Annotated in this window: 22 protein-coding genes; 6 read left to right on the top strand and 16 right to left on the bottom strand. The window is 71.1% G+C overall.

The window, feature by feature from the left end:
• Positions 1-52 precede the first annotated feature (52 nt).
• Entirely contained in the window at positions 53-694 is a 642-nt protein-coding gene (locus ACFU7Y_RS06110) for a response regulator transcription factor (RefSeq protein ID WP_224273777.1), read from the bottom strand.
• Complete coding sequence (locus tag ACFU7Y_RS06115; RefSeq protein WP_224273779.1) at positions 685-1,746, bottom strand: histidine kinase; 1,062 nt, start codon at positions 1,744-1,746, stop codon at positions 685-687. Before ACFU7Y_RS06115 ends, ACFU7Y_RS06110 begins: the two co-directional genes overlap by 10 nt.
• Before the next feature lie 284 nt (positions 1,747-2,030).
• Here ACFU7Y_RS06115 and ACFU7Y_RS06120 point away from each other — a divergent pair, with 284 nt between their 5' ends.
• Positions 2,031-2,672, top strand: coding sequence for an ATP-binding cassette domain-containing protein (locus ACFU7Y_RS06120; RefSeq protein ID WP_224273787.1), 642 nt, complete (start codon positions 2,031-2,033; stop codon positions 2,670-2,672).
• Here ACFU7Y_RS06120 and ACFU7Y_RS06125 read toward each other — a convergent pair.
• Positions 2,662-3,504, bottom strand: coding sequence for a helix-turn-helix transcriptional regulator (locus ACFU7Y_RS06125; RefSeq protein ID WP_224273788.1), 843 nt, complete (start codon positions 3,502-3,504; stop codon positions 2,662-2,664). The two genes, ACFU7Y_RS06120 and ACFU7Y_RS06125, sit on opposite strands and share 11 nt — an antisense overlap.
• Positions 3,505-3,775: 271 nt before the next feature.
• Between ACFU7Y_RS06125 and ACFU7Y_RS06130 the strand changes: the two genes are divergently transcribed.
• On the top strand, positions 3,776-4,141 hold the full coding sequence (locus ACFU7Y_RS06130) for a hypothetical protein (protein WP_224273849.1): 366 nt from the start codon (positions 3,776-3,778) through the stop codon (positions 4,139-4,141).
• On the opposite strand, the gene gntD is transcribed toward ACFU7Y_RS06130, so the two are convergent.
• Together gntD and ACFU7Y_RS06140 are read right to left on the bottom strand one after the other, a co-directional pair.
• A complete protein-coding gene (gntD, locus tag ACFU7Y_RS06135) occupies positions 4,131-5,159 on the bottom strand; it encodes a guanitoxin biosynthesis L-enduracididine beta-hydroxylase GntD (protein WP_380766606.1) in 1,029 nt (342 codons plus the stop codon). The two genes, ACFU7Y_RS06130 and gntD, sit on opposite strands and share 11 nt — an antisense overlap.
• A gap of 22 nt (positions 5,160-5,181) precedes the next feature.
• Positions 5,182-6,432, bottom strand: a complete 1,251-nt coding sequence (locus ACFU7Y_RS06140) for an MFS transporter (protein WP_224273791.1) — start codon at positions 6,430-6,432, stop codon at positions 5,182-5,184.
• A 257-nt stretch (positions 6,433-6,689) separates the two neighbouring features.
• Here ACFU7Y_RS06140 and ACFU7Y_RS06145 point away from each other — a divergent pair, with 257 nt between their 5' ends.
• Positions 6,690-8,270: a glycosyltransferase family 39 protein gene (locus tag ACFU7Y_RS06145; RefSeq protein ID WP_224273793.1), complete on the top strand. Its 1,581-nt coding sequence runs from the start codon at positions 6,690-6,692 to the stop codon at positions 8,268-8,270.
• Between the two features lie 76 nt (positions 8,271-8,346).
• On the opposite strand, the gene ACFU7Y_RS06150 is transcribed toward ACFU7Y_RS06145, so the two are convergent.
• The 11 genes from ACFU7Y_RS06150 to ACFU7Y_RS06200 form a co-directional block, all read right to left on the bottom strand.
• Positions 8,347-9,108: a PP2C family serine/threonine-protein phosphatase gene (locus ACFU7Y_RS06150; protein WP_224273795.1), complete on the bottom strand. Its 762-nt coding sequence runs from the start codon at positions 9,106-9,108 to the stop codon at positions 8,347-8,349.
• Positions 9,105-9,812: an FHA domain-containing protein gene (locus tag ACFU7Y_RS06155; protein ID WP_380766607.1), complete on the bottom strand. Its 708-nt coding sequence runs from the start codon at positions 9,810-9,812 to the stop codon at positions 9,105-9,107. Before ACFU7Y_RS06155 ends, ACFU7Y_RS06150 begins: the two co-directional genes overlap by 4 nt.
• Positions 9,800-10,495 carry a 4Fe-4S single cluster domain-containing protein gene (locus ACFU7Y_RS06160; protein WP_224273799.1) on the bottom strand — a complete coding sequence of 232 codons (696 nt, stop codon included), beginning with the start codon at positions 10,493-10,495 and terminating at the stop codon, positions 9,800-9,802. Before ACFU7Y_RS06160 ends, ACFU7Y_RS06155 begins: the two co-directional genes overlap by 13 nt.
• Positions 10,492-12,387, bottom strand: a complete 1,896-nt coding sequence (locus ACFU7Y_RS06165) for an AAA family ATPase (RefSeq protein WP_380766608.1) — start codon at positions 12,385-12,387, stop codon at positions 10,492-10,494. Before ACFU7Y_RS06165 ends, ACFU7Y_RS06160 begins: the two co-directional genes overlap by 4 nt.
• Positions 12,388-12,446: 59 nt before the next feature.
• On the bottom strand, positions 12,447-13,733 hold the full coding sequence (locus ACFU7Y_RS06170; protein ID WP_380766609.1) for a hypothetical protein: 1,287 nt from the start codon (positions 13,731-13,733) through the stop codon (positions 12,447-12,449).
• On the bottom strand, positions 13,730-15,952 hold the full coding sequence (locus ACFU7Y_RS06175) for a serine/threonine protein kinase (RefSeq protein ID WP_380766610.1): 2,223 nt from the start codon (positions 15,950-15,952) through the stop codon (positions 13,730-13,732). The genes ACFU7Y_RS06170 and ACFU7Y_RS06175 overlap by 4 nt, the downstream gene beginning before the upstream one ends.
• A 337-nt stretch (positions 15,953-16,289) precedes the next feature.
• Complete coding sequence (locus ACFU7Y_RS06180; protein WP_224273812.1) at positions 16,290-17,267, bottom strand: aldo/keto reductase; 978 nt, start codon at positions 17,265-17,267, stop codon at positions 16,290-16,292.
• 187 nt (positions 17,268-17,454) lie between these two features.
• Complete coding sequence (cmlS, locus tag ACFU7Y_RS06185) at positions 17,455-19,173, bottom strand: chloramphenicol-biosynthetic FADH2-dependent halogenase CmlS (protein WP_380766611.1); 1,719 nt, start codon at positions 19,171-19,173, stop codon at positions 17,455-17,457.
• A gap of 86 nt (positions 19,174-19,259) precedes the next feature.
• Positions 19,260-20,639 carry a class I adenylate-forming enzyme family protein gene (locus tag ACFU7Y_RS06190; RefSeq protein ID WP_380766612.1) on the bottom strand — a complete coding sequence of 460 codons (1,380 nt, stop codon included), beginning with the start codon at positions 20,637-20,639 and terminating at the stop codon, positions 19,260-19,262.
• Positions 20,640-21,338 carry an SDR family NAD(P)-dependent oxidoreductase gene (locus ACFU7Y_RS06195; protein ID WP_380766613.1) on the bottom strand — a complete coding sequence of 233 codons (699 nt, stop codon included), beginning with the start codon at positions 21,336-21,338 and terminating at the stop codon, positions 20,640-20,642. It abuts the gene before it with no gap.
• On the bottom strand, positions 21,335-21,649 hold the full coding sequence (locus ACFU7Y_RS06200; protein WP_224273819.1) for a hypothetical protein: 315 nt from the start codon (positions 21,647-21,649) through the stop codon (positions 21,335-21,337). Before ACFU7Y_RS06200 ends, ACFU7Y_RS06195 begins: the two co-directional genes overlap by 4 nt.
• Positions 21,650-21,973: 324 nt before the next feature.
• Here ACFU7Y_RS06200 and ACFU7Y_RS06205 point away from each other — a divergent pair, with 324 nt between their 5' ends.
• The 3 genes from ACFU7Y_RS06205 (at position 21,974) to ACFU7Y_RS06215 (ending at position 26,330) form a co-directional block, all read left to right on the top strand.
• Positions 21,974-23,239: an ATP-grasp domain-containing protein gene (locus tag ACFU7Y_RS06205; RefSeq protein ID WP_380766614.1), complete on the top strand. Its 1,266-nt coding sequence runs from the start codon at positions 21,974-21,976 to the stop codon at positions 23,237-23,239.
• A 37-nt stretch (positions 23,240-23,276) separates the two neighbouring features.
• On the top strand, positions 23,277-24,638 hold the full coding sequence (locus tag ACFU7Y_RS06210) for a PLP-dependent aminotransferase family protein (RefSeq protein WP_224273822.1): 1,362 nt from the start codon (positions 23,277-23,279) through the stop codon (positions 24,636-24,638).
• Between the two features lie 123 nt (positions 24,639-24,761).
• Positions 24,762-26,330 (top strand): APC family permease, encoded by a 1,569-nt coding sequence (locus tag ACFU7Y_RS06215; protein WP_224273824.1) that lies wholly within the window; start codon positions 24,762-24,764, stop codon positions 26,328-26,330.
• The last annotated feature ends 69 nt before the right edge of the window (positions 26,331-26,399 follow it).

Here is a 26,399-nt window from a genome sequence, read left to right on the forward strand (position 1 = left end):
GGCCCGTTCCCCGAACGGGCCCGCCGCTTCGTCGTTCACCGGTTCGAAGCCGTCAGGATGCCTCCAGGTAGGTCAGCACGGCCCGGACCCGCCGATGGCCGGCGTCGGTCTCGGTGAGCTCGAACTTCGCGAAGATGTTGCCGATGTGCTTGTGCACGGCGTTGTCGGTGATGCACAGCTTCTTGGCCAGCGTGGCGTTGTCGTGCCCCTCCGCCATGAGCGCCAGGACCTCCCGCTCCCGTCGGGTGAGCGTGGACAGCGGCTGCGTCCGCCTGGCGAGCAACTGGGTCACCACGTCGGGGTCGAGAGCCGTGCCGCCGGTGGCCACCCGGTCGAGCGCCGCCAGGAACTCGTCGACCCGGCTGATGCGGTCCTTGAGCAGATAGCCGACGCCGCCACCGCTGCTGGAGAGCAGCTCGGACGCGTACGTCTCCTCCACGTACTGGGACAGCACCAGGACCGGCAGGCCGGGATGGACGCGCCGGGCCTCGATCGCGGCCCGGATCCCCTCGTCGCGGAACCGCGGCGGCAGCCGCACGTCGACGATGGTGACGGCCGGGCGGTGCCGGTCCACCGCGGCCAGGAATCCCTCGGCGTCGGCGGCGACCTCGGCCACCTCGTAGCCGGAACTGGCCAGCAGCAGCTCCAGACCGGTGGCGAGCAGGACGTTGTCCTCCGCGATGACTATCCGCACGGCAGCTCTACGGTGATCGTGGTGGGGCCGCCCTCCGGGCTGACGACCGTGACGCAGCCGTCGAGGGCCTGCGCGCGGCCACGGAGACCGGCCAGTCCGCTGCCGCCGTTCTCCCGCGCGCCGCCCACGCCGTTGTCGGTGACGACGACCGTCAGCACGTCCTCGGCGCTCCACACCTTCAGCCCGGCCTCGGTGGCCCGGCTGTGCTTGGCCACGTTCGTCAGCGCTTCGGTGGCCACGAAATAGGCGACCGCCTCGATGGCCGCAGGGATCCGGCGAAGTTCGCCGATGTCGAGCGAGACCGGCACGCCGGCCCGGGCGGCGACGGTGCGCAGGGCTCCCCGCAGTCCGCGGTCGGCGAGGATGGGCGGGTAGATGCCGCGGAGCACCTCGCGAAGCTCGACCATGGCCTCCTCGTTGACGTCGGTCGCCTCGGCCAGCATCCGGGCGACGGTGGCCGGGTCACGGTCGAGGCACCGCCGGGCCACCGCGAGCCGCATCGCCACGGCCACCAGCCGTGCCTGGGTGCCGTCGTGCAGGTCGCGCTCGATCCGCCGCAGCTCGGCGCCGTGCGCTTCGAGCGCGTCCGTGCGGGTGCGGGTGAGCGTGGCCACGCGATCGGCGAGTCTCTGGGCGCGTGACGACGCGAGCACGGCGAGAGTCAGACGGGCGTGACCCGTGGCGAGTTTCGGCAGTGCCAGGCAGCCGACGGCGAGCAGGAGGGTCCCCACCGACGGACCGGAGAGCGCTTCGTGCCAGCCGACCACCGGGAGGTCCAGCGTCGGCTTCGAGTCGTCGTCCGGCGGAAACGCCCACGACAGCGGCAGCGACACCACGATCAGCAGCGCGTTGCCGACGCAGAGGACCGCGGCGAGCCCGCAGGCGAGGCCGAACGTGACGTGGAGGGCGAGCCAGTACAGATGACGGGGCAGGGCGATGCTCTGCGCGCGGACCGGGCGGCCCAGCAGACGGCCGGCTCGCTGCCGGTGCCAGTCGGCCCACGCCTGACGCAGGCTCGGGTGACAGAGCAGCAGGAAAGACAGGAGGCTCATGGCCGCGGTGCCGAATTCCCCGAGCAGATAGATTGTGGCCCGAAGCAGTGACGTCCAGGTGCGGATCACCGGAGCACACCGGGCCGCCATGCGCATTACAGCAGGCTGTAGTTCTTTCCCTGCGGCAGGGGGTATGGGCTCATCAGCGCCGGAGACCATAACATGCTGCTCATGACGAGTATCCGGAAGCGGAGATGGATAAAATCGGCCCACCTCCGCCGGAGTGGAACGGGGATGGCGGACCGGTTGCACAACTTACCTCCCGAACGTTGAAAGAGATCGACATGACTGACCATCGTCCGGCTCTGCAGCTGTGCCATGTCGGCACGATCGGAGCCGGCGGCATCGAGTCCGGATATGTGATCGAGAATGTGAGCTTCGCTGCCGAGGCCGGCACCTGGACGGCGTTGGCCGGGCCGGCCGCCGCGGGCAAGACCAGCATCCTGCGGTGCGCCGCCGGGCTGGATCCGGTGGCGACGGGCGAGGTCCGTCTGGCCGAGGACCTCCGGCTCTCGCACGTCGGACTGCGGCCGGTGACGGAGCAGCTGGCGACGACCGGCACGCTCGCCTCGGTGCTCGATCGACTGCCGGCCGGATCGGCCGAACTGCTGCGCGAGGCACTGTACCGGCTGGACCTGTGGGACGAGCGGGACACCCCCGTACTCGACCTGACGGGGCGTCGGCAACGCGCCGCCGCGGTCGCGGTCGCGGTCGCCGACGCCCCCGACGTGCTGCTCGCCGACGACCTCACCAGCGGGCTTCCGTCCTCCGACGCGGAGGCGATCCTGGACCTGCTGCGCGACCTGGTGGACCGGCAGGGGCTCTGCGTCGTGGCCTCGGCCGCGAACCTGGCCTCCCTGGAACGGGCCGACGCGGTGGTGCTGCTCGTCGAAGGTCGCGTGGTCGAGACGCAGGTCATGCCCTAGCGCTGCGGAGCCCCGGACCGCCCCGCAGCTCACCCGCCGGCGGGTTGCCCGGGATGCCCGGCAGGCCGGTGAGCTCGGTGGGCAACTCCCCTTGCAGGAGCGCCAGTCCGAGCGGAGTGAGGGTGTGCATGGCGGTGGTGCGGTTGCGCAACGTCGTGATCAGGCCCGCCTCGCGCAGCACGGTGGCCTGCTTGCTGGCACCGGAGAGGGAGATGCCGAGCCGGTCGGACAGATCGCCGGTGGTGCCGCTCTCGGACAGCGCGCGCAGGGCGGCCGCCCGGGTGGCTCCGACGAGGGCGGCCAGCGCCCGGTCGCCCTCGACCTCCGAGTCCTCGGGAGTCGACTCCAGGTCGTTGAGATCCAGCGGCACGGAGAAGACGAGCGCGGGCACGCCGGACTGCCGCTCGGAGCGCACGAGCACGCAGGTCTTGGGAGGGAGGAAGAGTGAGGGGCTCAGGATCAGGCCGCGCCCGTCGAGTTCGATGTCGAGATCGAGGTCGGACGCGATGCGCAGCTCCGAGGACTCCCAGGTCACCTTGGGGTGCAGGCCCGCGAGCAGGAACTCGATGCCGTTCGTGATGGCCATCCGCCCGCGCACGTCGCGCTCGATCTCCAGCCGGGCCTGCATGCGTGACCAGTAGGGCAGGATGCCCGCGCAGCAGAACAGGACGACCACCTGGGCGAGGCTGCGAGCTCTGGCGCGTACGGCCGACGGCACCGAATCCGCGTCGGGCCCGTCCCGTTCGAGCAGCCACAGGAGATCGGGAATTACTCGGTACTCGGAGACGACCTTGTCCACGGCGGGCAGGTCGTCGCCAAGTCGCTCGCGCACGAACTTGTGCCAACCGACACCGCCGCGAGCACGGTCACGTCCGAAACGGTGAAGTGCGAAGAGCGCTTCGGACATCGGTCCTAAGGTGTGGACCATTCTTAAGCGCTGAATGTCTTCGCTGGTTACATGAATGCGCAACACTGTCGCCCCCGTGTCACACCTGATGCGCTTATGGCACGCAGAAGCCTACGGGTGTGCCACCGGCAATGGCAAGATCGAAATCTTCCGACTTTGCCCGGACCGGGTGGCGGTGGTGACGTGGAGCCCTTGAGTGCTTGTCGAGCGGCGCTCGACCTCCTCCGTACTGTGCGGGCTGCGGCCGGGTGGCACCGGACACGCCCCGGGTCGGATCGCGGTGAACCTGCTGGTGAGGCTCGTCGACGGCTGCGAGGCGATCGCCGACCCGGCCCTGCCGCGCGGCCGGGGCGAGGTGCCGGTGCCTCCGTACGCGTCTCCGTCGGAGGCGCCGTCACCGAGCCGGTCCGGCAGGCGATCCGCGGCCGGCCCGATGTGTGCTCCCGCACTCGAACAGGACGGTGCCCCGGGCGCGCTCGCCACCGACGACCCCGGGGCGATGCGGATCGTGTCGAGTGGCGAGCCGGCGTTCGAGGGCGGCGAGGACGTCCTCAGTAGATGACCCGCGACGCCGCCGACAACCGGGTGTGCCGGGACTTTCGCAGATCACGGGTGATATTCAGCCGACGCAGCCAACGGTCGGTGCCGTCGAAACGCGCCTGGAAGGGCTTACGGCCGTGAACCACACGGTAGTTGTCAATGAAAACGATATCGCCGGGAGTCAGGGCCACTCCGCCCATCGCGTCGTCCAGGGCCTTCCCGATCTTGTCCAGGACCCGCTGCTCGGATTCATCCTGCACGCCCTGCATGTAATAGGGGTCCAGCCGGACGTACGGATCCTTCGGCGAGCCGAAGAGAACCGCGACCGGCTCGGGGGACTGCAGGGCGCTCTCCACCCGCTCGGCGCTGCGCCTCCTGAGCTCGGCCACTTCGGGATCTTCCTGGCCGCCCGCGACCTGGTTCTGCGGACGGTGCGAGTCGTCCGGCAGGATCCTGAAGCGCTCCTCCGCCAGGGCCGCGCGCGTCGCGTCGTCGAGCTGCGCGTCGGCGATGTCGGCGAAGGTGGTCTCCACCGCGTCGGGGTTGCGCAGGCACATGAGGGCCAGGTAGTCGGTGCGCAGGGGATGGAAGGCGTCCTCGGTGTGCCAGGCGAGCGTCTCCGCGCTTCCCCAGCCGATCTGGCCGTGTTCGTGGGCACGGATCGGGAAGATGTCGTGCATGACCCGCCCGTCCTGCTGGGTGGCCCAGCCGATCGGCTCGCCGAGCAGGCAGCTGATCAGCAGGAACGGGATGTCGAAGCGCAGCGTCGCGTCGGGCGCGGCCTTGTCGCGCCAGTCCGGCGGGGTGGGCCCGAGTTCCGCGTCCTCGACCGGCAGTCCGGACACGACCAGCACACCCGACGGCTCGGTCAGCTTGAAGTCGACCAGCGCCGTCCGCAGTTCGCGCGGCAACTCGTGCGCGTAGACCTGGGCGGCCCGGTGCAGGGCGGGATCCTCGATGGTCGAGAAGCGCTCCGCGACCTCCGCGGTGACCTTCTCGATCGCGACGATGTCCTCGTCGCGCAACTGCAGTTTCTGCATCTTCTTCCTCCGGTGTCGGTGGTCAGGAGTGCGCCGGCTGCTGTACGGCCGACGGACGGGGCAGTGCGAGGCGGCGCAGGGTCGGGCTCAGGGTGGCGCCGCCGGCGACGGCCACCAGCAGAGCGGCCGCGCCGAGGATGCTCACGGCGCCGTCCCGGGTGCCGGCGGACAGCACGCCGGCGACGACGGGGCCGGCCGTGGCGGCCAGTTCGGAGCCGAGACCGACCAGGCCGGACAGGCGGCCGCGCATGCCGTCGGGCACGGCCGACAGTTGGCAGGTGATCACGGTCGTGTTCGCGATCGGCATGGCCATCGCGGCCACGCCCAGCAGGATGCCGAGCGGCACGCCGCGCGGTGCGTACGCCATGACGGCGGCGACGGCGGCGAAGACCCAGGTCGAGCCGATGACCAGCGCCGCCGGCGACAGCGCCGCCGCGTGCAGACGGTCGGCGACCAGGGCGCCGACCAGGCCGCCCGCGCCGAAGCACGTCATCATCAGGCCCATCTGCCCGGGTGCGACGTGGTCCTCGCCCGACACGATGAGCACGAGCACGACCAGGGTGTGGAACGCGAGGTTCACACCGACGATCCAGGCCATCGTCGCCCGGATGACCGGCATGCGCAGCAGCGTCCTGAACCCGTCGGGCCGCGGTGGGGCGGCAGCGGCGGTCCCCTCGTCGGCCGAGGGCCCGGCGGCGCGGTGCGGCAGGTGCAGTGCCGCCAGCGCCAGGAACGACACCGCGAGCGCCGACGTGTTCAGCGTGAACGGCAGCACCTCGTACAGCCCGAACGTGAAGCCGGCCAGTGCCGGACCGATCAGGAGCGCGGCGAACGGCCGGGCCGCGTTGCGTGCCAGCGCCTGCGGCAGCTGGTCCTCCGGCACGACCTGGGGCAGGGCCGCGTTCTCGGCCGGGACGAAGATGCCGGCGGCCGCGCCCTCGACGACCGCCACGAGCAGGACCTGCCACAGCGGGCAGTCGCCCAGCAGGACGGCGACGGCGATGCTGAGCATCGCCACCGTACGGACGCCCTGGGCCACCACCATCACCCGCTTGCGGTTCACGCGGTCGGCCAGCGCCCCGGCGGGCAGGCTGACCAGCGTACGGGCGCCGGCGAGCACGGCGGCGACACCGGAGACGGCGGCCGCCGAGCCTCCGTGGGCGAGCAGGAGGAGCGGGAACGCGATGTACGCGATCTCGGCGGCCATCTCGGACAGGAACATGCCGGACCAGAGGATGCGGTAGTTCCGGTTGCGTGGCAGGGGTGTGGTCATGCCGTGGCTTCCCTGTGAGACGGCAGCTGACGTCACCGAGTGTTCCGGCGGAGGGGGGATCCCGCCATGAAGTTGACCCGTGGATGAAATTCCGAGGCCAGCCGTGTCCCCGCCCCGGGCTCGGGCCACCGTCCGGCCTGCGCAATGTCGGCACGGTTCAAGTTCGTTGAGGACGGAGGTGCGCGCCTCGATATTTAAGGGCTGAGTCGTGCCCGGCATCCGGCACGGCAGCGAGCCACGACGGCATGGAGTCCCTAATGACTTTCGCGACAGCGACCGCTTCCTCGGAACAAGAGGCGTCCAAGCCGCCCGAGGGGTTGACCCCCGTGCCCTGGCGGCCGGTGTCACTGGCCGCCGCCGCGATGACGGTGTGCCTGCTGGCGCTGGCCACCCGGCACGGCTACCACATCGACGAGCTCTACACCCGGGTGGCGAGCAGCCATCTCGCGTGGGGCTACATCGACCAGCCGCCGCTCGTCGCGCTCGTCGGCAAGGTCGAGATCGCGGTGTTCGGGGACAACCTCTTCGGCTTCCGCGTGATGCCGGCGCTCATGGCCGCCGTGGCCGTGCTGCTCGCCCCGCTGATCGCCCGCGAGCTGGGCGGCGGCACCCGGGCGCAGAAGCTCGCGGCGTACCTGGCGTTCGCGTCGGGCCTGGTCATGTTCACCGGCCACATCATGGGCACGAACAACTGGGACGAGCTGTCCTGGATCACGGCGTCCTGGCTGCTGATCCGGATGGTGCGCACCCGCGACACCCGCCTGTGGTGGGCGATCGGCGTCGTGGTCGGCGTCGGCCTGACCGCGAAGTACCTGCTGGTTCTCCTGCTCCTGTGCCTCGGGGCCGGTCTGCTGGTGTTCGGACCGCGGTGGGTGTTCCGGACCTGGCGGTTCCCGGCCGCGATCGGCGTGGCCGCGGTCATCGCCTCGCCGGTGCTGATCTGGCAGGTGACGCACGGCATGCCGCAGCTGGAGATGAGCGCCGCGCTGTCCAAGGCGCTGGACTCCCTGTCCCGCAGCACCTTCCTCCCGACGCAGCTCCTCCTCATCGGGCTCTTCCTGAACCCGGTGTGGATCGCCGGGCTGGTCGCGCTGCTGCGTCGTCCCGAGTGGCGCGCCTACCGGTTCGTCGGCTGGTCGTACCCGCTGATGTGCGTCGTGCTGCTGATCATCGGGGGGCAAGGCGCCTACACGACCTCGCTGCAGTACGTCCTCCTCGCCGCGGGGGCCGTGGTCGTCGACCGGTGGATGCGCAGCGGCAAGCGAATCGGGGTGATCGGCGGGCTGGCCGTGCTCAACGGGGCGATGTCCGCGGTCCTGGTGCTGCCCACGCTCCCGATCGACACGTACGCGGACAACCCGGTCCTCAAGGAGCTGGCCATCGTCCAGTTCGACCAGGTCGGCTGGCCCGAGATGACCCGGCAGGTGAGCAGCATCTACCACTCGCTGCCGGCGGACGAGCAGGCGCGCACCGTCGTCTACGGCAACCACTACGGCCAGGCCGGCGCGATCGACAAGTGGGGGCCGACGTACGGGCTGCCGAAGGCGTACAGCGGCCACAACTCGTACGCCGACTTCGGGCGGCCCGGCGACGACAAGACGACCGTGATCACCATCGGCGCCGACCCGAAGACGTTCGGGGAGCTCTTCCAGTCGTGCGAGGAGCGCGGCCAGTACAAGAACGACCTGCCGGTGTCCGACAACGACCAGAAGTTCATGGTGTGCCGTGGCCCGCTGAAGCCCTGGTCGCAGATATGGGAGAAGCTGCGCTGGATCGGCTTCCAGTGCCCCTACACGGCCGAGGCGATCACGGCCAACAGCACCAAGGGCTGCGACTGACCGGTACGGGTGACGTACGGGCCGGCCGGCTTCCGCTCCTTCCGGAGCGGTGGCCGGCCGGCCGCGCGGTCGGGTCTCAGCAGCGCACCAACAGGGCGGTGATGTTGTCCCGGCCGCCGGCGTTCATCGCGGCGACCCAGAGGGCCTTCACCGCCCGGACGTCGTCGTCGGGGTTCCCGGCGAGGATCACTTCCATCTCGGCCACGTCCACCAGGTCCGACAGCCCGTCGCTGCAGAGCAGCCACCGGCTGCCCGGGACGTACCGCTCGGTGCCGGTGTGCGGGTGGACGGGCTCGAAGGACGCGGCACCGCCGAGGGTCTGGAGGACGAGGTTCGTAGGGGTGGCTGCCCGCCCCGGCTCGTCCCGGTCCGTCACGGGAGAGTCGTCCACCGACACCTGCCCCAGGTAGCCGCCGTCCTCGCGGTAGAGGCGGGAGTCGCCGACGTTGAACCAGAACACCCGGCCGGGGGTCAGCCACAGTCCCACGGCCGTGGTTCCCGCACCGGCACACGCCGGGTCCGCTTCGGCCAGCTCGTACAGCTCCGTGTTGATCTCCCGGAGCAGCTCGCCGACGCCGGTGCTCCGGGCGCGCTCCGCCAGCCTGCGGACGGTGAGGGCCGCGGCGATCTCGCCGGCGTTGTGGCCACCGAGCCCGTCGGCGACCGCGACCACGGTCGGTTCCTCGACCAGCAGCCGCACCACGACGGGATCGACGGTGTCCACACCGGCCGCGGTCAGCGACCCGATGACGAACGCGTCCTCGTTGCCGCCGCGGACGGCGCCGCGGTGGGTCATCGCGGTGACGGTCACCTCGACCACGTCCCGGGGGCCGGTCATCGCCGGTCCCCTTCACCCGGCTGGTCGACGGTGATCCCGAGCGTGCAGTCCGCCGCCAGCCTCAGCACGTCGCCGTCCCGCAGGGGTGTCCGCGCGCCGGCGCTGACCGGGCTGCTGTTCACGAAGGTGCCGTTGGTGGAGTGCTCGTCCCGTACCCACGCGGTGCCGTCCGGTTCCAGGCCGACGGTCGCGTGCTGACGGGACACGTTGTCGTAGCGTTCCAGCAGGCCGCGCGTGGTGTGGGCGGCCGGAGCGCGGCCGAGGAGCAGGGTGCTGCCCGGCGTCACGGTGCGCTCCACCGCACCGAACCGGATCCGCAGGACGACGGTGGGGATGTCGCGGCGGGTCGCGTGCACGTCCCCGGCCTGCTCGCCGGCGCCGGCGGCACGGGACGGGCGCGCCTCGCCCAGCATCCGCTGGCAGGCCACGCACACCTGGTTGGTCGGCACCGGAACCGGGGCTCCGCAGTGCGGGCAGACCCGGGGCTGCTCCTCCTCGGCCGGGTCGCCCCCGTCCGCCGTCCCCGGGGTCCCCGCCCCGGCCGCGGGCACGAGCGGGGGCACGGACGGGGGTGGGGGCACGGGCGGCCCGGGCAGCGGGTACCGGGCGACGACGGGACGGCTGAGGTTTCCCGAGCATCCCCGGCAGATCAGATCGTCGTCCTCCGCCGCCAGGCCGCAGGACGAACAGATCAGCTGCGCCATGACACCCCTTCCATGGTGATGCCGGCCGATCGGAGCCGGGCGCTCAGGCGGTCCATGTCGCCCTGGCGGGGAACGCCGATGAACCAGATGCGGCCGTCGGCCACCTCGACCTGCATGGGCGGGGAGTCGACGGAGCCGCTTCCCTCGTACCGCTCGCGCCCGAGATCGGTCAGTGCGGTCAGACGCTGGTTGCTCGAACCCCTCCAGCGCAGTCCGGGGCTGTTGAGGCGCTCGACGTACGGACCGGTGAGCACCGCGTCGCAGTGGTCCAGGAGCGCGGAGTGCTCCCTCCTCAGCCGGGCGAGGGAGTACCCGCTGTAGACGAGCACGTCCAGGGGCGCGGTCCGCTCGCGGCGCCAGGCGCCGACCCACTCCAGGAGCGCGGCGAGCGCTTCGGGCTGCTGGAACGGCTCTCCCCCCGAGACCGTGATCCCGTCGAGCGGATCGGGCAGGCCGGAAAGCCAGTCCTGGAGTGCCGCGAGGTCCACGAAGGTGCCGGGATCGGCCGTCCAGGTGTCCCGGGAGACGCACCCGGCACAGCCGATCGTGCAGCCCTGCGTCCAGATGCCCGCCCGGGTCCCGGGGCCCAGCGAGGTCACCGGGTAGTGCGCCTTGTTCAGCATCAGCCTGACGGGGCCGGGGCCGGGTCCGGGGACGGCGGGGGAGTCGGGGGAGGGCGTCATGCCAGCTCCACGGAGACGATGTCGCCCTCGCGCCGAAGGCCCGTCACCCGGACGTGCGCACCCGCGGCCGGGTCGCGGTCGAACAGGGCCCGGGCGAGGGGATTGACGAACTGCGATTCCAGGGCCATGCCGATGCCCCGGCCCCCCATGTGCGGGTTGTCGGTGCAGCACTTCCGCAGTGCGGCCCGGACCTCGGGGTCCACCTCCAGGACGATGCCCTGCTCCTCGTGGACCCTGGAGACGATGTTGTCGAGCTGGAGGCCGAAGATCCGGGCGGCCGCCTCACGGTCGATGAAGTTGAACACCACGATGTTGTCCCCGAAGCGGTTGAGCAGCTCCGGCCGGCCGAGGACCCTGGTGAAGTGGTCGTTGATCGCCGCCTTCATGCGCTCCTCGATCTCCTCGTACGGCATGTCGGGGTGGACGTGGGGCACGAGCCGCCCGCCGCCGTCCTCCACGTTCGTGCCGAGGTTGGAGGTGAACACGAGGACGGACTCGGAGAAGTGCACCGTCGAGCCGCGCCCGTCCGTCAGCCGGCCGTCCTCCAGGATCTGCAGGAACTTGTCCAGGATCCGCGGGTGGGCCTTCTCGATCTCGTCGAAGAGGATCACCCTGAAGGGCTGTTGACGCACCGCGTTGGTCAGTTCGCCGCCCGCCTCGAATCCGACGTACCCCGGTGGCGCCCCGATCAGCCGGTCCCCGGCGTGCTCCGCGGAGAACTCGCTCATGTCGAACCGCAGGTAGGCGGACTCGTCCGCGAAGATCAACGACGAGATGGCCTTGGCCAGTTCCGTCTTGCCCACGCCCGTGGGACCGGCGAAGAACAGCACGCCACGCGGCCGGGCCGAGGACCGGGACTGCTGCGCGCCGGACAGCCCGAGGGCCGCCCGCTTCAGGATGTCGAGGGTCTTGGTGACGGCCTGCGGCTGTCCGACGACGCGCTGCGGGATCGAATGCTGGCCGTCCGTGATCCGCTTGCGGAGGTACTCCCGCTTCCAGGGGTTGTCCATGACGCCGAGCTTGTAGATGCGGATCGCGTCCGGAAGCTCCGTCATCGTCAGGCCGCGGTCCCGGGCCAGCCGCGTGACCTCGATCATCGCCTGCAGAGTGAGTCCGTCCGTCTGAGCCGCGAACGCGTCGCAGGCCTCGGTCGCGCGCGGGTCCGAGTCGAGGTCCGTGACGCCGAAGAGCTTCATCAGCAGGCGCGCGGTGGCCTGCCGGTCACCCAGGTCCGGCACCGGGAGCCCGATGGACCGGATCTGGTCGTTGGCCGAGGTGAGCCAGGCCGGTAGATCGCCCTCACGGTCAGCCAGCCAGATCACCGGGTTGTACAGCGGGGTCGTACGGCCGCTCTGCGCACCCACCGGAACCGCGGTCCGGGAGAGCCTGGCACAGAACCTGAAGAAGTCCCGCTCGTTCGGCTCCAGCTCCGTCGCACTGCGCGCGATGCGGGAGGCGTCGTCGATCGCGAGCGCCGCCCGGACCGGCTGTGCGGGACGGGCCAGCTCGGCCATCAGGGTGCGCAGGGTCTCCAACGAGGGAAGTGTTCCCGGCCGTGGACGCCGGGGAAGCAGCCGGGACGCGGCCGCCTCGGCCTGACCGGCCTCCTCGTCGGTGGCACCGGCCGGCAGGTGCACCCGGAGACCGTCCACGGGGTCGTGGACGAGCAGGCACGCGTAGCCGCTCGCACGGAGCGTCTCCCAGAGCAGGTCCAGCAAGGACAGCAGGCGGGGGCGTGTGCTGCCGGACTCCCGGACGAGGAAGCTGTCATGGCGGTTCCCCCACAGCACGAACTGTGAGTGGACGGGCAGGGTCGCGTCGAATTCCCGGACGAACGGCGGCCCCGCCGTCGGCGGGACGCCATCAGGTGCGTGCGTGTCCTCGGCGGACAAGGTTCCCCCTCCACATGTTGCCGGCTTCCGGTCCGGACCCTGTCAGTCCCTCGGGCGGATCACCGATCGCGCTCCCGGTACCTGGGCCGGGCCCGCGTGCTCGAAGCGGCCGGGGAGACGGCCAGGGGCACCGGAACCTCTCCGGGCGGGACGGCGACCTGGACGTCCGTGCTCAGCCCCGCCCGTGCGAGGCGGCCACGGAGTTCATGGAAGTCCTGACACCACTGTTCCTCGCGCTCGACGTCGATGTGCGCGTCGTCGTCACCGCTTCCGGCAGCGGTGCGCACCACCGCGGTACGCATCTGACCGCCCTGCTGGTCGACGACCAGGTTGACCGCGTGCTCGGGCCACTCGCTCCGTGACAGGCGCAGGGCGCCGTCGGTGACGGTGAGCGTCTCGAACCCCTGGCTGACCTGGTAGCCGAGGTCGGTCAGGGCGTCCGTCACCGTGTTGACCACGTACCGCTGTTCGGCTTCCGCCTCGGCCGCGGCCCGGCAGCCGGCCACCCGTCGGCGCAGTGGCTCGTCGAGGGCCCGGCGGCCGGCCACGACCTCCGCGAGCAGGGCCCGCACCGGGTCCACGTCCGCGACCCGGGCGTTCTCCAGGTCGTGGAGGAACCCGATCGCCTCGTCGGCGTCGCGCCGCCTGGCCTCCGCGGCCGAATTGGCACGTTGGACCCGGAGCCTCGTCTCGGTCAGCCAGGTGCGTGCTTCGTCGAGGGTGGTCGCCTCGGCCACCCGCGCCGCGGCCTGCCGAGCGTCCGCCCGGTCGCCCTCGCCGCAGTCCGGAAGGAGGCGCGACAGGACCCGGGTCAGGGTTTGTTCGACCTCCTCGCGCGCGGCTTCGTCCGAGGACTCGGAGACGACGACGCCGGAGGGCTTCGGGCGGTCCGCGAACAACTCGGCGGCGCCGACCGGACGGCGCCCGGCGGTGTGCCCGGCCACGTCGGCGAACAGGCTCGCCGCGAGGGCGCGGGCGGCCTGTTCCCGCAGTTCCCGCTCCGCGGCGGCCAGCGCGCGATCGGCCTCGGCGCACCAGTCCTCCAGCTGGGACGTGGACTGCGCGTCGATGCGCAGCGGTTCGAGAGGCCGCACGCCGACGGAGGCACCGTACTGCTGCTCGAAGCCTTCGAGGGACACGGCCAGAGCCGCGATCCGCGCGTTGCGCGACTTCACCGCGCGCACGGCGGCGTCCCGGGCGGCCGCGGCCTGGAGGGCCGCCTGGCGGGCGGCTTCCTCACGGCGTCGCGTGGCCTCGCGCACCGCGGCGTCCTCCGCGGCCGCGCGCAACGCCGCCGCGGTGAGGGCCTCGTCTACCCGGTACGTCGTGCACTTGGGCCCGCTCATCGCTCCCCCAGAACCTGCGTCTGCTGCGCCTCGTGTGCCGTGCGCCACTCCCGGTACCGGAGGAACGACCAGAATCCGTACCCCGCCGCGACCACCAGGGTGATCGGTGACCAGATCTCCAGTGTGACGATCACCCAGATCACGCTGCCGAGCACCAGGTAGAGGATGCAGCCCCCGCCGAAGGCGATCGTCCTCTTCCGCATCGGCCGCAGCTGGGTCGCCAGTGCTTCCCGCCCGCCGGACAGACGGCGGCCGATGTCGGCGAGGCGGGACTGAAGGGACCACTGCGGGTGGTAGACCTGTCCGAGCTTCGCTGCCAGCACCAGCTCGCAGACGAGCGGAACCCCGCAGGTCACCGTCGCGGCAGGGATGAACCGCGTCAGGAACTCCTCCTCGCCGACCAGGGTTCCCAGGACCAGCGGCACACCGACCGGCAGGGCGAACAGCAGGGCCACTCCGCCGATGGCGCGCAGAATCGCCTCTCCGGTACCGGACTGCCTGCGTTCCTCGGATTCCTGCCACTCGCGCCGCTGGGCCGTCGCCGCGGCCTCGTTGGCGCGCAGCGCCTCCTCCAGACGACGGGCTTCGGCGACGGCGGTCGTCAGCGTGCGCAGGGCCGCCAGGTGACGGACAGGGTCCCCGCCGTCGGCCAGCAGCGCGTCGAACCAGCCGATCCTGCCCGGTACGGACGCCGCGGAGGATTCGACCCGTTGTCGTAGCGCCCGGGCCCATTCCGGGGACACGGCGACGGCCAGCGCCTCCACGCGGATCTCGGAGTCCGCGAGTTCGCTCCGGATCCTGGGTGGCAGCGCGGTCGACTCCCGCAGCCCGTCCCAGCGGGCATTCAGGTCGTGCCAGCGACGGTTCACATCGGCGAGCTGGTGGGTGCCTTCGCCGAAGGTCGCGAGGACGGCGAGCAGGTCGCGGGTGTACAACTCGTCGACGAGCCCCCGCGCGGTCCGGCGCCCGTCGTCGTCCTGGGGGGACAAGGCCTGTTCGGCGAGCGTGAGCAGGTCCTCGGGAAGCATGCGCGTGCCGCGGTAGACGGGCGGCATCGTCGGATCGAGCCAGTGCAGCAGCCGCAGCACCTTCGCGTCCGGCACGTCGGTCCCCGGGAGGTGGACGTCGACCAGGTCCACGAGCTCCTCGGCGCCGTCGTGCTCGGGATCGTCGAACTGCGCCAGCCAGTTGCGCAGTTGGCGCCAGCCCTGGCTGGGGTTGTCCCGTTCCCCCATGGACACGAAGAACCGGCGTGCGGCGGTCTCCCAGTCCGCTGCCAGGGCCCGGGCCAGTGCCGTCTTCTCGGTGTACTTCACACCGTTGAACTGCAGGGGACTGCGGCCGGTGGCGCTCGCCGGCTCGGTGCCCGCGGCGGGGGACTCCTCCGCCACCTCCGGGGTGCCGCCGTCGAGCCACCTGCGCACCTCGGAAGCGCCCCACCGGCGGCCCGGATCCCTGACCAGCAGCCCGCTGCACAGCAGCCGTACCCGCTCGTCCGCCACATCCGACACGTCGACCGGCCGAGTCGCCAGGTGATGCCGGACCGCCGGCTCCGACAGGCCGTCGAACGGCGCACGGCCGGTGGCCAGTTGACGGGCGATCATCCCGACCGACCACCAGTCCTGCGAGCCGGACACCTCCGCGCCGAACAGGTACTCCGGCGCCGAGTACGCCAGCGTCCCGAACACCCGCTGCGTGAACCGGGACGTCACATCCAGGGACTTGCTCACGCCGAAGTCCGCCAGCGCCAACTCCAGTGGATCCCGCCGGCGTAAGAGCACGTTCGAGGGCTTCAGGTCGCCGTGCACGATCCCCGCGCCGTGCAGATGCGCCACGGCCTCCGTCAACTGGGAGACGACCCCGGACAGGGCGGCCGGCGCCAGCACGGTCCCCACCCCGACCAGGTCCTCCAGCGATCCGCAGGGGAGGTACTCCGACACCTCGAAGTCGCGCCCGTCCGAGAAGCCCGTCTCGACCACCCGCACCACATGGCTGGTGTCCAGTCCCCGCAGGCGCTCCCAGACCTCGGGCATGACCCGCACCCCGCTGCGGTACACCTTCGCGACGAACTCACCCCCCGCAGCGTCGCGGACCAGCAGCACGTCCGCCTCACGCCCCTGGTGCGGCAACTCCCCGACCACCACGAACCGTTCGGCCAGCGCCGACGGCAGTCGCAGCAGAGCCGGGGAACCACCACCGCCGTCGTCACGACGCGTCACGGCGGCATCGAGCACCCCACCACCGGAACCGGCATCGTCACGACGCGTCACATCAGGTGGCATAGCCGACTCTTCCAAACCGTCACCCCCGCGGCGGAAACCTATCTGGCTGGGTCGTGCTCATGGTACTCCAGCCGAAGTCCATGATCCTCGTGCCCGAGTGGGTTGTTGCCCGTCCCGGCCGGCCTGGGATCGGGGCCGGTGTCGGCGTCGCCGGCCGGACCGGCCGGGCCGGTGAACGGTGTCGTGAACGGGCTGGACGACCAGGGTGAGGGCGCCCGCCGGCGCACCCCGGGCCCCGGCCTTCCGGCCGGGGAGCCGGGCAGGGCCGCAGGGGTCAGCGGCCCAGTTCCGCCATCTGCTCGGGCGTGTGGTGATCGCCCGCGGCGGCGGGGAGCCGGTCGAGTGCGGTGAGGTGCCCCGGCGTCAGATCGACGGCGTCGGCGGCGGTGTTCTCCGCGACCCGGGCGGCCCGCCTGGTGCCGGGGATGACCGCGATGTCCTCGCCCCGGGTGAGCAGCCAGGCCAGGGCCACCTGGGCCGGTGTCGCGCCGGCCGCGGCGGCGACCGCCTCGACCGCGTCGGCGATGCGCTGGTTGTGGTGGAAGTTCTCGCCGAGGAACCGGGGGTTGGTCGCCCGCAGGTCGCTCGGGTCGAAGTCCGCGGTCGAGCGGACCCGGCCGGTGAGGAAGCCGTGGCCCAGCGGCGAGTACGCCACGAACCCGATCCCCAGTTCCCGCAGGACGGGCAGCACGGCGGCCTCCGGATCGCGGGTCCACAGCGAGTACTCCGACTGCACGGCGGCGAGCGGGTGCACGGCGTGGGCGCGGCGGATGGTGCCGACGCCCGCCTCGGAGAGCCCGATGTGGCGGACCTTGCCCTCGGCGACCAGTTCGGCGAGCGCGCCGACGGTGTCCTCGACGGGAGTGTCCGGGTCGACGCGGTGCTGGTAGTAGAGGTCGATGCGGTCGGTGCCCAGACGCCGGAGCGAGCCCTCGACGGCGGCGCGGATGTTGTCCGGGCTGCTGTCGAGCCGCCCCGGGCCGCCGTTCGCGTGCGAGACCAGCCCGAACTTCGTCGCCAGTACCACCTCGTCGCGGCGGCCCCGGATCGCCCGGCCGATCAAGTCCTCGTTGCTGAAGGGACCGTAGGCCTCGGCGGTGTCGATCAGGGTCACGCCCAGATCGAGCGCCCGGTGGACGGCGCGGATCGACTCGGCGTCGTCGCCGCCCGAACCGGTGTAGCCCATGGACATGCCCATCGCGCCCAGGCCGATCCGGGACACCTCCAGGCCGCCCAGTTCGATGTGCTTCATGCGTCTCTCCTCGTGGCAGGTGCGGCGTGCGGGTCCCGGGGCCGCGGACCGACGGCAGCCACCGCCCGGTCGCAGCCCCCGGCGGAGCGGGGGCACGGCGATCGGACGGTGGCTGCGCGGCGCACGGTGCGGACGGTCACGCGTTTCGGACACTCACGCGCGGGGGAGGCCGCGCGTCGTCGGTGTGTCAGACCTCGTACTCGACGCCGACGCCGCCGAAGTGCAGCCGGCCCTGGACGAACACCTTCGCGCCGTCCTGGTCGTAGCCGGTGAGCAGGCCGGACTCCATGAGCCGGAGTACGAGCTGCGCGGCGATCTCCTGCCGGCCCACGGCGCCGAGCCGCTTGACCAGCGCCCGGTAGCCGAACTCCTCCTCCGCGAGGTCCTGGAAGACCTGTCGGGTCTCCTCGTCCATGGGGTACTGGGTCAGGTCCAGCCCCTCCTGGTTGGCCAGGATCTCGCGCTGTTCGAGGCGGAAGCTCTGGGTCTCGACCCGGTAGTGCGGCTTCAGCACGACCTTGCCGCCGGTCCAGCTGAGCCGGGTGATGCTGTTGAGCCGCTTGGTCAGGTCGCCGATCCAGCGCACCCGGGCGGCGTTCAGCTCCTCCTCGGAGAACTCGTCGCTGAGCTCCGGGCGCTGGTGGCGGCCGATGGCGATCATCGTGGACGCCCGGTCGCGGAAGTTGGTCACCGTGATCCCGGAATCGTCCTGGCCGCTGTTGTTCACCAGCTTCTCGAACCACTTCTGGCGGCTCAGGCGCTCGTCGTCGGACTCGGTGATCCGCCGCTTGAGCCAGAACTCGGAGTCCGGCTCGGTGAAGGAGGCGAAGGTGTAGAAGGACGCCAGGAACTCGTGGTACTGCTCGTAGGCCTCGCGGTAGGTGCGGTTGTACCACTGGTGGACGGCGTCGCGCTCCGCCTCGTTGCGGGTGATCCGGTCGATCGCCGCCGCCGCGCAGACCGCCGACTGCGAGGCGAGGTGCACGCCCTGGGAGAACAGCGGGTCGGTGAAGCAGGCGGCGTCGCCGCAGAGGAAGTACCGGTCGGCGGAGAACTGCGAGGCGTCGTAGGACCAGTCGTGCACGATCCGGACCTCGTCCACCTGCTCCGCACCGCCCAGGAGGTCGGTGGCCTGGGAGCACTTCGCGAGGGTGGTCCGGTAGAACTCCTCGGCGCCCAGCTCGCGCACGGCGGCGGACTTGGAGCGGTCCACGACCAGTCCGACGCTGTAGAGGTCGTCCTTCATCGGGATCATCCAGACCCAGCCGTCCTCGAAGGTGATCGAGTAGGTGGTGCCCTTCAGGTCGCCCTCGAAGGGGTCCTTCTTCTTGAAGTACGACCAGATTGCGAAGTTCTTGTAGAACTCGTCGTACCGGCGGACGCCGAGCTGACGGGCCAGCGGTCCGCCCGACCCGCCGGCGTCGATGACGAAGTCGGCCTCGACCCGCAGGGTGTCCTCGCCCTGGCGCACCGTCAGGGCGACGCCGTCCGGGCGGGACAGGTCGACGCCGGTCACGTTGGCCTCCTCGACCACGGTGACCCCGCGGCCGCGGGCCTCGTCCAGCAGGAGCCGGTCGAACACCTCGCGCTTGACCTGGATGGCGTGGTCGAAGACCCAGGGGGCGACCTTGGGGGCGGCGAACGAGAAGGTCCAGGGCGCCTGGTCCTGCCCCCAGAGGAAGGTCGCCGAAGGCTTCTTGACGAAGTTCTCGGCGTCGATCCGCTCCTGGAGGCCGAGCCGGTTCAGGATGGACATCGTCCCCGGCAGCAGGGACTCGCCGATCCGGTACCGCGGGAACCGGGACCGCTCGTAGACCGTGACGTCATGGCCGAGCTTGTTCAGAGTGAGAGCCGCGACGCTGCCGGCGGGACCGCCGCCGATGATCGCCACCGTCGATCGTGCCATCTTGTTTCTCCCTGGGACGGACTGGGGGAGTCGCGCGCCGGTGTGGCGGCGGACTCCGGTTGGAATGAGGCTTGTCGGCGGCCCGGTCAGGCCGTGCCGGAATCCGGGAGCGACCGCACCTTCTTGAGGCGGTCCGACATCCCGATGGCGTCGACGACGCCGATCCTTGAGGGGATCTTGAACGCCTCGACCTTGCCGGTGAGGAACTCCACCACGTGCTTGCGGACGGCCGCGCGGGTCAGTTCGCCCCTGGGTTTGACGTCCACGCACACCGTCTGCCCGGTGATGGCGTTCGGCCTCCCGTAGACCACGCAGTCCTCGACCAGCGGGCTGGCCAGCAGGACGGTCTCCAGTTCGAGCGGCAGCAGCTTCTCCCCGCCGACGTTGATGAGCTCCTTGGCCCGGCCGCGGATCCGGAGGTAGCCGTCGGCGCCCTCCTCGACCAGGTCCCCGGTCCTGAACCAGCGGTCCTCGGTGAGGGAGTCGTCGGCGTAGTTCAGGTAGCCGAGGAACTGGGTCCGGCTCCTGAGCTGCAGTTCGCCGTCGACGATCCGGTACTCGACGCCGCCGTCCGAGATCTTGAAGTAGGTGCTGCTGGACGACTCGCTCGTGGTGGTCGCGATTCCGGTCTCGCTGGTCCCGAAGGTCTGCAGCAGCCGCACCCCCGGGATCTCCCGGTTGACCCGCTTGAGCAGTTCCTCGGACATCGGCTCGGTGCCGTAGGTGATCAGGCGCAGACTGCTGAGGTCGTGGGTGCGGTGGTAGCCGCCCATCAGGATCAGGTTGAGGAAGGTCGGGCTCGCAGGGAGCACGCGGATCCGGTAACGCTCGACCAACTCGCAGATCTCCTCGGGCGTGCGCTGGCCGGGAAGGACCGCGGTCCCGCCCGCCAGGAGCGTGCTGAGCAGCGAGTTGAGGCCCCCGATGTGGTCGAACATCAGGACCATCAGGATGTTGAGCGTGCTCGCCCGGCGCCGGGGCCGGCTCTCCAGCTTCTCGGCGACCAGCGAGTCGAGGCTGTGCAGGATGACCTTCGGGGCGCCGGTGCTCCCGCTGCTCAGCAGCACGAGCCCGGCGGCGCCCTCGTCACCGAGCCGGTCGAGCACGCTCGGGGTGCCGCCGGGCGGCGGCGCGAGTTCGTCGAGCTCCAGCCCGGCGCCCGCCCGCAGCAGGAAGCCGGGCCGGCAGTGTTCCATCACGGTGCCGAGGTCCCGCTCGTTGAGCGTCACCATGGGCACGACGACGTTCCGGTTGAGGAACAGCGCGAACAGGGCCGCTATCGAGTTCGGCGAGTAGCCGCCGTTCACGACCACCACATCGTGTGGTGCCACCCCGTGGGCGCGCAGCATTTCCCGGGCGGACCGGATCCGGTCCAGCAGGTCATCGTAACCGAATTCGACCTGCCGGTCGATCAGTGCGGTTTTCCGGCCGAACTCCTCGAACCGCCGTACCAGTTCGTCCCGCATTCAGTGCACTCCCCCGAGAAAGACGGTCTCGCCCGTGATGAACGCCGATCGGCGGCCGATGAGGAATTCGACCGGGCCGACGATGTCGGACATCGTGCACATCCGGGGAATCGCCTGGCGGGCAATCAGCGCGTCGATCTTCGGCTGTGCGACGGTCCGGGTGAGGACGGTGCGGACCGGTGGCAGGCCGAGTGCGTTGACCCGGATTCCGAAAGCGGCCAGTTCCTTGCTCATGACCCGGACGAGTTGTTCGACCGCGCTCTTGCTGGCCGAGTACGCCAGGTGCCCGTCGAGCGCCCAGGGCACCGCGACCGTGGAGACGTTCAGGATCGCGGGGGCCGTCTCGTCCGACTTGCGCAGCAGCTTCACCGCCTCGCGGCAGCAGTTCAGGACGGCGAAGAAGTTGAGGTCGAAGATCTTCCTGGTGACCTCGTCCGGCGTCGTCATGAAGTGGTTCATCGTCGAGGTGCCGGCGTTGTTGATCAGCGCGTCCAGGTGGCCGTGCTCCTGCCGGACCTCCCGGAACATCGCCCTGGTCCGGTCCGTCTCGGTGAGATCCACCTGGTAGTGCCGGTACTTCGGGTGGTCGAGGGTGGCCGGTTTCCTGCCGCACCCGACCACCTCGTGGCCGGAGTCGAGGAAATGCTCGGCGAGCGCCCGGCCGACCCCGGTCCGGGTACCGGTGATCATGATGATCATGCCGTGACGCTCTGCGCGTCCACGGGTCGGAGTTCCTCCTCGATGAAGTCGATCAGCCTGCGGACCCGGCTGAACGGACTCACCCGGAGTGACACGGCCTTCTCGGACGCCAGGGTGACCTCCACCCCGAACTCGTCCTCAAGGCCTTCCTCGACCTGCGCCAGAAAAGCCACCAAATACATGGACTCGAATACCCCGTCGTTTCCGTAGAGGCACAGGTCGAGCACATTGTCGGTGGGGATCTTCTCCTCCCGCATGGTATTGATGTCGTCGATCGCCTCGATGACGATCTGCAGGATTCGATCCTTCACACCGGGCCTCCCTCGATTGGACGGGCGCACAGGAGTCGACGCCCGGATCTTTATGGCATAAGCCCCGAGGCCGCGCAAGGTCGTCCGGTGCTGTGCAACTGCGACTTTCCTCGGTTGCACAGGCGGCGGCGGAGGGGCTGCGGGCCCGTCCGCCGTCCACTCCGAACTCCGTTGACAGTCTCTCGACCAGCCGGTAACAATCGCGCAGCGCCCCGCCTCCGGCCTCGCGAAAACTCCGATTCGCATATTCGGCCGCCTCCTGTGCCGTTTCGGCCCGCGCGATGTGAATGCCGCCCTCCCCGCACCCGCACAAAGGAATCGGTCATGACTGAACAGGCTGTGCACAGCTCCGGCGCCGCGGCTCAGGACGCCCCCGTCCTGCTGCTCGTCGGCAGCGGCTACCGCCCGTACCGCGAGTACATCCTGGCCGCCGTGTCGAAGCACTACCGGCTCTGGCTGCTCGATTCCGCCGAGGCGAGCTGGCAGCTGGCGTACTGCGCCGGTGCCACCCGGGTCGACACCCGGGACCCGGAGGCGATGCTCGCGGCCGCCCGAGTGGTCGTGGACTCGCTGCCGGTCGTGGGCGCGTTCACCTACGACGAGTCGCAGGTCCTCTTCTGCGCCCGGCTCGCCGAGGACCTCGGGCTGCCGGGGAGCCCGCCGGACACCATCGTCGCGTGCCGCGACAAGGCCGCCACCCGCTCCGTCCTCACCGCCGCCGGCGTGCCCCAGCCTGCCTCGCACACCGTCAGCACCGTCGCCGAGGCCCTCGCCGCGGCCGACCGGATCGGCTACCCGGTGATCATCAAGCCCCGTTCCATGGCCGGCAGTTGCGGCGTCATGCGGGTCGACGACCCGCAGCAGCTGACCGAGGCCTTCGCCGGCGCGGACGGCGATTTCCTGGGCCTGCCCCGGCACGAGCGGAACGTGCTCGTGGAGGAGTTCCTCACCGGGCCGGAGATCAGTGTCGACGCGGTCATCCACGACGGCGAAGTCACGCCGACCGTCCTGGCCCGCAAGCGCCTCGGGCCCGAGCCGTACTTCGTGGAGACCGGGCACGACGTGGACGCCGGCGACCCGCTGCTTGAGGACACGGAGCTGATCGGGCAGCTCCGCGACATCCACCGCGCGCTGGGCTTCGTCCACGGCGCGACCCACTCCGAGTTCAAGCTGACGCCCAAGGGCCCCCGGCTGGTGGAGGTCAACGCCCGGCTCGGCGGTGAGCTCATCCCCTACCTCGGGCGGCTCGCCTCCGGCGCCGACGCCGCCGTCGCCGCGGCCCACGCCGCCGCCGGCCGCAAGGCCGACTTCACGCCCTCGTTCCGCCGCACCGCCGCGGTCCGCTTCCTGGCGCCCGAGCAGCTCTGCGAGGCCATCGAGGTGATCGTGCACGAGGACCGCTTCGGCCCGACCGTCCGGGAGACCGGCGTGACCGTCGCCCCCGGCGGCCGGCTGGCCGTGCCGCCGGTCGCCTTCCTGGCCCGCTACGGCCACGTCATCGCCGTGGGCGACGACCGGGAGCAGGTGCTGGCCGACCTCGAAGAGCCTGAGCGGCTGGTCGAACTGCGCGCCCGCGGGCTCGCCGACTGATCCCGCGGACCCCACGACGAGAACAGGAACCACCTCCATGACCAGGACGTCCGAGGACCTCGGCCGCACTCCGGTGGACCTGGCCGAGGCGCCCGCGGGCCTCCGGCTGGACCCCGGCGAACTGCACTCCTCGGTGAGCGACCCGGTGCTCACCTCCATGACGACGCTCAACGACATCGCCGGCCGGTACCCGGACGCGGTCTCCTTCGCGGCGGGCCGCCCGTACGAGGGCTTCTACGAGGTCGCCGCGCTCGGCCGCTACCTGAACACCTTCGAACGCCACCTGGCCGAGGACCTGGCACTCGGCCCCGAGGCCGTGCGGCGCACCTTCTTCCAGTACGGGCGCACCAAGGGCTTCATCCACCACCTGATCGCGCGGCACCTGGAGATCGACGAAGGCCTGGCCGTCGACCCCGAGTCGGTCCTGGTGACCACGGGGTGCCAGGAGGCGATGGTCCTGGTGCTGCGCGCCCTGCGCACCGATGAACGTGACGTGGTCTTCGCGGCGTACCCCTCGTACGTCGGCTTCCTCGGGGCGAGCCGACTGGTCGACCTGCCGGTCCGGTCCGTGCGCGAGGGGCCGGACGGCCTCGACGTGGCGGACCTGGCGAGGAAGATCCGGGCTGCTCGGGCCGAGGGACTGCGGCCGCGAGCCTGCTACGTGGTGCCGGACTTCGCGAACCCGAGCGGCGTCAGCATGCCGGAGGCCGACCGGCGCCGACTGCTGGAGCTGGCGGAGCAGGAGGACATCCTGCTGCTGGAGGACAACCCGTACTCGATGTTCCACGCGGGCGGCGAGCGGCTGCCCACGCTCAAGTCGCGCGACACCGGGCGGCGTGTGGTCTACATCGGGTCCTTCGCCAAGACCGCCTTCGCCGGCGCCCGGGTCGCCTATCTGGTGGCGGACCAACCCGTGACCGGCGGCACGCTGTTCGCCGACGAGCTCGCCAAGCTCAAGAGCATGCTCACGCTCAACACCTCCACCGTCGCCCAGGCCGTCATCGGAGGGTTCCTGCTGGAGAACGGCCTGAGCGTGGAGCGTGCCACCGGTCGCGAGGCGCAGGTCTACCGCCGGAACCTGCGGGCCGTGACCGCCGCGCTGGAGGAGCACTTCGGCAGCCGGGGCCCGCTGCGCGGCGCCGGGGTGTCGTGGAACACCCCGCAGGGCGGCATGTTCGTCGTCGTCACGCTGCCCTTCCCCGCGGACGACGCGATGCTTGAGTACTCCGCCGGCCGTTTCGGCGTGCTGTGGACACCCATGCACCACTTCTTCGCGGGCACCGGTGGTCGTCACCAGATCAGGCTCTCCTGCAGCGTCCTGACCCCGGAACGGATCGCGCTGGGAATCGAGCGCCTGGCCGCGCTGGTCGCCGACCGCACCCGGTCCGACCGCATCTGACCCGACCGTCCCGACCCGAGCACACCGACCGTCCCGACCGCAGTCCAGGAAGGCCACGATGGCAGTGAGAACTCCCCGAGCACCGAGACACGTCGACGCGCCGCCGGTCCGCGGGGTGACCGCGTGACCGTCACCACCACGCCGGAAGCCGCCACCTCGCCGAACCCGGGACAGGCCGACCGGCTCCACCGCAGCCTCGGATTCTGGAGCCTGACCGGAATCGCCTTCGGCGGCATCATCGGCTCCGGCTGGCTGTTCGGCGCCTACTACGGCGCCGCCGCCGCGGGCCCCGCCGTGGTCCTCTCCTGGATCATCGCGGGCGCGGCGCTCACCCTGATCGCGCTGGTCCTCATCGAACTGGGCGCGGGCACCCCGGAGTCGGGCGGCATGGTGCGCTGGCCGCTGCTCGCCAACGGACGGCTGGCCGGCGCCCTCATCGGCTGGGCCGTCCTCCTGTCGGTGGCCAGCACGATGGCCACCGAGGCCACCGCCGTCGTGCAGTACGCGAACCGCTACCTGCCCGGCGTGTACGAGCACAACGCCCTCTCCGCCTCCGGCAAGGCGCTCGGCGCCGGGCTGCTGGTGCTCCTGGTGGCACTGAACTGGTTCGGGGTCAAGCTGTTCGCCCGGCTGAACCTCGCCGTCACCATCGTCAAGGTGATGGTTCCGGTGGCCACCGTGGTGATCCTGCTGGTGTCGAGCTTCCACCCCGGCAACGTCTCCGCCGGCGGCGGGCTCGCACCGCAGGGCTGGTCGGCCACACTGACCGCGATCGCCGGCGCCGGAATCATCTACGCGCTGAACGGCTTCGCCACCCCGATCGAGCTGTCCGGCGAGGCCCGCAACCCCCGCCGGGACATCCCCCGGGCCGTGCTGACCGCCATCGTGCTCTCGGTCGTCCTGAACGTCCTGCTCCAGCTGGCCTTCATCCTCGCGGTGCCGGAAGGCAGGCTCGGCTCGGGATGGGGCGGGCTGAACTTCTCCTCGCCCTTCGGTGAGCTCGCCCAGCTGCTCAACCTCGGCTGGCTGGCCACGATCATCTACGCCGACGCCGTGTTCTCGCCCTCGGGCTCGACGTTCGTGTCGGTCGCGGCCGGCGGGCGGGAGACCTATGCGGTGGCCAAGAACAGCGCACTGCCCAAGCTGGTCGCCGTCCTGGACGAGCGGGTCGGCGTGCCGAGGAACGCGATGGTGCTGAACTTCGTGCTCAGCATGGTGTGCCTGTTCGCGGCCAGCAGGTGGCAGCAGATCATCGGCATGGTCGGCGTGCTCGCCCTGCTCACGTACTCGATGTGCGCCGTGGCGGCCGGCACCTTCCGGGCGGCCGCGCCCGAGCGGTTGGCGGGCTGGGTCCGTGGCCTGCGCTGGATCGCGCCCGCCGGCTTCGTCGTCGGCTCCGAACTGGTCTACTGGGCCTCCTGGCAGACCCTGCGCACCGCGCTGCCGATGATGATGGCCAGCGTGCTGCTGTTCGCCGTCCTGTGGCACCGCCGACTCGACCTGCTGGCCGAACTGCGGACGGGTGCCTGGCTGCTCGGCTACCTGGGGCTGCTGCTGATCCTGTCCTGGCTCGGCACCTTCGGCGGCACGGGGGTGATCCCGGCGCCGTGGGACACCGTCGCCACGGCGGTCGTCGGCCTGTTCGTCTACCACTGGGGCGTCCGTTCCGGCGCGGCCTTCCTGCGCCGCTGACCCGCCCGTGGCCGTCGGTTCGCCCTCCACCGCACGGCCTGCCCGTCCCGCCCGTCCCGCCCGTCCCGG

Source organism: Kitasatospora sp. NPDC057542 (assembly GCF_042801945.1).
Taxonomy (GTDB): domain Bacteria; phylum Actinomycetota; class Actinomycetes; order Streptomycetales; family Streptomycetaceae; genus Kitasatospora.